Raw genomic sequence first — 4,250 nt, forward strand, 5'->3', positions numbered from 1 at the left:
CGTGAGGGCCAGGGCCAGCCCGGCCCAGGCGCCCCCCACGAGGAGGAGGACGCCCGCGATGCCGTTCTTCAAGAAGCGCATGCGCCCGAGTATCCGTGGCCCCCTGCCCCCTGTCACGGAGCCGGGCTCCGGGCGGAGCCCCGGCGAGCGGCCGGGCGCGGATCCGCCTTCCCAGGAGGGACGAAGGGGCTTCCTGATCGCCTACCTTGACCGCTTTTCCCCGGGTGTGCGACGAAAGGGGTCCCCTGGTGTCGTAGGAGCCACCCCGATGAGCGACGAGCGCGAAGACACGACCATCTACAAGGTCGTCGTGAACCACGAAGAGCAGTACTCCATCTGGCCGGCCGACCGCGAGAACGCGCTGGGCTGGAAGGATGCTGGCAAGCAGGGCCTGAAGGCCGAGTGCCTGGAGTACATCAAGGAGGTCTGGACGGACATGCGTCCGCTGAGCCTCCGCAAGAAGATGGAAGAGGCGGCCCGCAAGAACTGAGGGCCGCACCGCTTCCGACTGCCGTGACTCCCTCCCCGGTTCGCGGGGAGGGTGGGCCCGTCCCCGACTAGAGGTCTGGCGGAGGCCTGACGCCCAGATGGCAGGCGCGCAGGGCAAGCTGGGTGCGGTTCTCCGCCCCAAGCTTGCGGTAGAGCTGCGTGACGTGTGACTTCACCGTGCGCTCGGCAATCTGGAGATGTGCGGCGATCTTCAGATTGTCCGCGCCTCCCGCCACGTACGCGAGCACCTCGCGCTCCCGCTGCGTGAGCAACAGCAGCACGCTCGCCGTGGGCGACGTCACCGGTGGATGTTCGAAGTCATTGCGCAGCAGCTGCACCGGGAAGAGGCGTTCGCCCCTCACCAGTGACTGGACCGCGGAAGAGACGGCATTGACGCCCAACCCCGCGCGGAAGAGGTAGCCGGAGGCGCCCTCGTCGAAGCACTGGGAGATGACCTCCGGCGTGCTCACCGCCGAAAGCAGCAGCATGCGGACTTCCAGTCTGCGCTTGCGGGCCTCGCGCAGCAGGTTGAGCCCTTCCGTCACGGAGCAGCCAATGGCGGCTTCGCCATCACTCTCCACATCCAGAATGGCCACCTGCGGCGGATCCGTTCCAAGCCCATCCAGGAAGCCGCGCACGTCGCGCGTCACCGAAGTGGAATGACCCTCACCTCGAAGCCCATCGGAGAGGCCCTGCCAGGCCGCCCAAGGTCCTTCGAGAATCGAAATACGCACTGCTGATTGATTCGCTGCCATGCGATGGCCCCCCAGCCGTCGTGGCGAATTGCTTTACAACCTGTCGACTGCAACCTGCCCCGGAGTCGGTGGAACCGCGGCGGAACTTCCGCCTGTGATGGGCGTGCGAGAACCGCGCTTCAACTCCATCCGGGGGTCTTGTCAGTGCTGCCCTGCGGACTGCGCTTGCGACTGCCGAACCGGCCCCTTCGGGCCGCTTCCTCCTTTTTCGCTCAGGCAATTCCAACCACCCGAGACCCTAACACCCTCAGCCGTTACATGCGAACCGGCTTTGTCGGGACTGTCAATTGCGCACGAAGCGTATCGAAATCCAGGGCCTCGTCCGACAGGCCCTGGTGGCTGTCTCGTCCGGGACACGCTTTTGCGTCCACCATTCAATGTTTCGCGCGCTGTTTCGGCTCCGCTGTGTTGGTGGCACGCAAACCACGTGGATGTTCCCCTTAGACGGCAAGGGCGTATGCTGTGCGTCCGACACGCATGACACCCTCCGCCCCCGCACCTCACGTCGACGTCGCCACGCCCGAGCGGGTGGCGCTCTCCCTCCCCGTGGCCGGCATTGGCTACCGCTGTCTTGCGTGGCTGGTGGACGCAAGCCTGCTGTTCTTCTTCTGGGTGGCCCTCTACTTCGTCATCACCCTGCTCGTCTCCGACGTGCTGGGTGCATTCCAGGCGCTGTCGGGGCTGGTCCAGTCGCTGTTCGCGGTGGGGCTCTTCGCCACGCAATGGCTGTACTGGACGCTGGCGGAGGTCTTCTTCCATGGACAGACACCCGGCAAGCGCGTGCTGAAGATCCGCGTCGTGCGCGAGGACGGCTCGCCGGTGGGCTTCTACGAAAGCGCCGTGCGCAACCTGTGCCGCGCGGTGGACTTCCTGCCGGTGCTCTACGCCACCGGCTGCATCACCATGCTGCTGGATGGGAAGCACCGCCGGCTGGGGGACCTGCTCGCCGGCACCGTGCTGGTGCGCGAGGAGGCCATCGACCTGGACAAGTACACGCAGGCCCCCGCGGCGGAGGCTCCGCCCACGCCCGTGGCCGCCGAGCGTCCGTTGGACGCGGAGGACGTGGAGCTGGTGTTGGCGTTCCTCGCGCGCGCGTCCGGGCTGGAGCCGGAGGTGCGCCGTCGGCTGGGCGCACGGATGGTGGACCGCGTGGGCGCCTCCCTGACGGACGCGGAGCGCGAGCGGGTGTTGGCGTCCGCGGACGCCACGGAGGCCTTCCTGCGCACCCGAGCCCGGGCGGCCCACTGACATGGCCCTGCCCCTCCCCACCTTCGTCTCCCGGCGCCGGCCGGACTGGGACGCGCTCCAGGGGCTGCTGACGCGCCAGCGCGCGGGCCGGCTGCACCTGGACGAGCTGCGACGGCTGGACTCGCTGTATCGCCGCGCGGCCGCGGACCTGGCCCAGGCGCAGACGTTCTACCCGGGCACGGACGCGCACCGGTTCCTCAACCAGCTGTGTGGCCAGGCGTATGGCGCCATCTACCAACCGCCCCGCGAGCGCTGGGCCGCGACGCGCGACTTCTTCCGGCGCGACTTCCCGGCCACCCTCCGCCGCGAGGCGCGCTTCGTGGGCGTGAGCGCGGGCCTGCTGGTGCTGGGGCTGCTCCTGGGGGCGCTGGTGGTGCTGCTGGAGCCGCGCGGCGCGGAGCTGCTGGTGCCGGAGGGCGTGCGGCGCTACGTGGCCCAGGGGCGCATGTGGACGGACGACATCTTGTCGGTGGCGCCGCCCAACGCGGTGGCCTCCGGCATCGCGACCAACAACCTCACCGTCACGCTGTTCGCGTTCGCGTCCGGCATCCTGCTGGGCGTGGGGCCCATCTTCACGCTCGTGAACAACGGCGTGTTGATTGGCGCGGTGGGCGCGCTGTGCTTCCGCGAGGGCATGGCGGTGGGCTTCCTGGACTTCATCGCCGCGCACGGGCCGGTGGAGCTGTCCATCATCGTCATCGCGGGGGGCGCGGGCCTGATGGTGGGCCAGGCGCTCATCGACCCCGGAGAGCTGCCCCGGGCGCAGTCGCTCCAGACGCGCGGCCGCGAGGCGGTGAAGCTGGTGGTGGGCTGCGCGCCCTTCCTCGCCGGCATCGGCGTGGTGGAGGGCTTCATCTCCCCGGGGAGCTTCTTCCCCACCTGGGCCAAGGCGGGGCTGGGCCTCTCACTGGGAGCGCTCTTCTGGCTCTACCTGCTGCGCGCGGGGAGGACGGACGCGGGCGTCGCGCACGAGGAAGTGCCAGAGGACAGGGCCTCCATCCGCTTGCGCTGACGGTGCTTGAGGATGCGCTCGTAGGCGGCGTTGAGCTCACGCATCTGCTCGGCGGAGCCGCCCCGGTCCGGGTGCCGCTCCATGGCCAGCGCGTGGAAGCGCGCGCGCACCACGTCGGGCGGATCCAACGGCGACACGCCCATCATCTGGTACGGGCACTGCTCCTGGACGGCGTTGAGCCACTTGTCCAGCCGGTCCTTCACCTCCACGAAGCGCGCGTCCGCCTCCGCGGTGTCCTTCACCGGGTGCGTGCGCATCTTCGAGTCCGCGCGGAACACCTCGCTGTAGGTGCTGGACACCCAGCGGTGGCATGAACCGCACCGGAAGTACTTCACCCGGTTCCCTGGCTGGAGGGTCATCATGACGCCGCAGTGGGTACACTCCACTTCGACGTTCTCCAGCGTCTGCCAGCTCGCGACCGCCGCACCCATGGTGTCTTCGCTCTCCGTTCGCAACACGCCTGTAGCGCCAGCAACCTCCCACGTCCGACGATCGCGTCAAGAAAATGTCGCCCGCGACCCAGGGGGGTGCGCCATCCCGCTGCCCGGGTGTCGGGATTCGGGTAGAACGGGGCCATGCGTCCGCTCCTCGCCGCCGCCCTGCTGCTGACCGCCGTCGCGCACGCCCAGGCTCCGTCCCGGGCTCCCCTGAAGCCGGCCCCGGAGAAGCCCTCTGGAGAGAAGGCCGGCGCCGACAAGGCCGGCGTCGAGAAGGCTGGCGCCGACAAGGCCCCGGCGCCCCGGCCC

The 4,250-nt window shown here is 69.3% G+C and carries 5 protein-coding genes; 3 read left to right on the plus strand and 2 right to left on the minus strand.

From position 1 onward, the window contains the following. Window positions 1–268 precede the first annotated feature (268 nt). Window positions 269–490, plus strand: coding sequence for an MbtH family protein (locus D7X12_RS39840; RefSeq protein WP_120537372.1), 222 nt, complete (start codon window positions 269–271; stop codon window positions 488–490). Between the two features lie 67 nt (window positions 491–557). Here the strand turns inward: D7X12_RS39840 and fruA are convergent, their stop codons facing one another. Continuing rightward, complete coding sequence (gene fruA / locus D7X12_RS39845; RefSeq protein ID WP_120537371.1) at window positions 558–1,244, minus strand: response regulator transcription factor FruA; 687 nt, start codon at window positions 1,242–1,244, stop codon at window positions 558–560. A gap of 477 nt (window positions 1,245–1,721) precedes the next feature. On the opposite strand from fruA, the gene D7X12_RS39850 reads away from it, so the two are divergent. Together D7X12_RS39850 and D7X12_RS39855 are read left to right on the plus strand one after the other, a co-directional pair. Then, on the plus strand, window positions 1,722–2,492 hold the full coding sequence (locus D7X12_RS39850) for an RDD family protein (protein ID WP_120630364.1): 771 nt from the start codon (window positions 1,722–1,724) through the stop codon (window positions 2,490–2,492). Between the two features lies 1 nt (window position 2,493). Beyond that, the gene (locus D7X12_RS39855; protein ID WP_120630365.1) at window positions 2,494–3,504 is read left to right on the plus strand and encodes a stage II sporulation protein M; all 1,011 of its coding nucleotides are present in this window, start codon (window positions 2,494–2,496) and stop codon (window positions 3,502–3,504) included. Here the strand turns inward: D7X12_RS39855 and D7X12_RS39860 are convergent. Continuing rightward, window positions 3,420–3,935 carry a J domain-containing protein gene (locus tag D7X12_RS39860; protein WP_120630366.1) on the minus strand — a complete coding sequence of 172 codons (516 nt, stop codon included), beginning with the start codon at window positions 3,933–3,935 and terminating at the stop codon, window positions 3,420–3,422. The two genes, D7X12_RS39855 and D7X12_RS39860, sit on opposite strands and share 85 nt — an antisense overlap. Window positions 3,936–4,250: the final 315 nt, after the last annotated feature.

The organism is Corallococcus sicarius (assembly GCF_003611735.1).
GTDB lineage: Bacteria > Myxococcota > Myxococcia > Myxococcales > Myxococcaceae > Corallococcus > Corallococcus sicarius.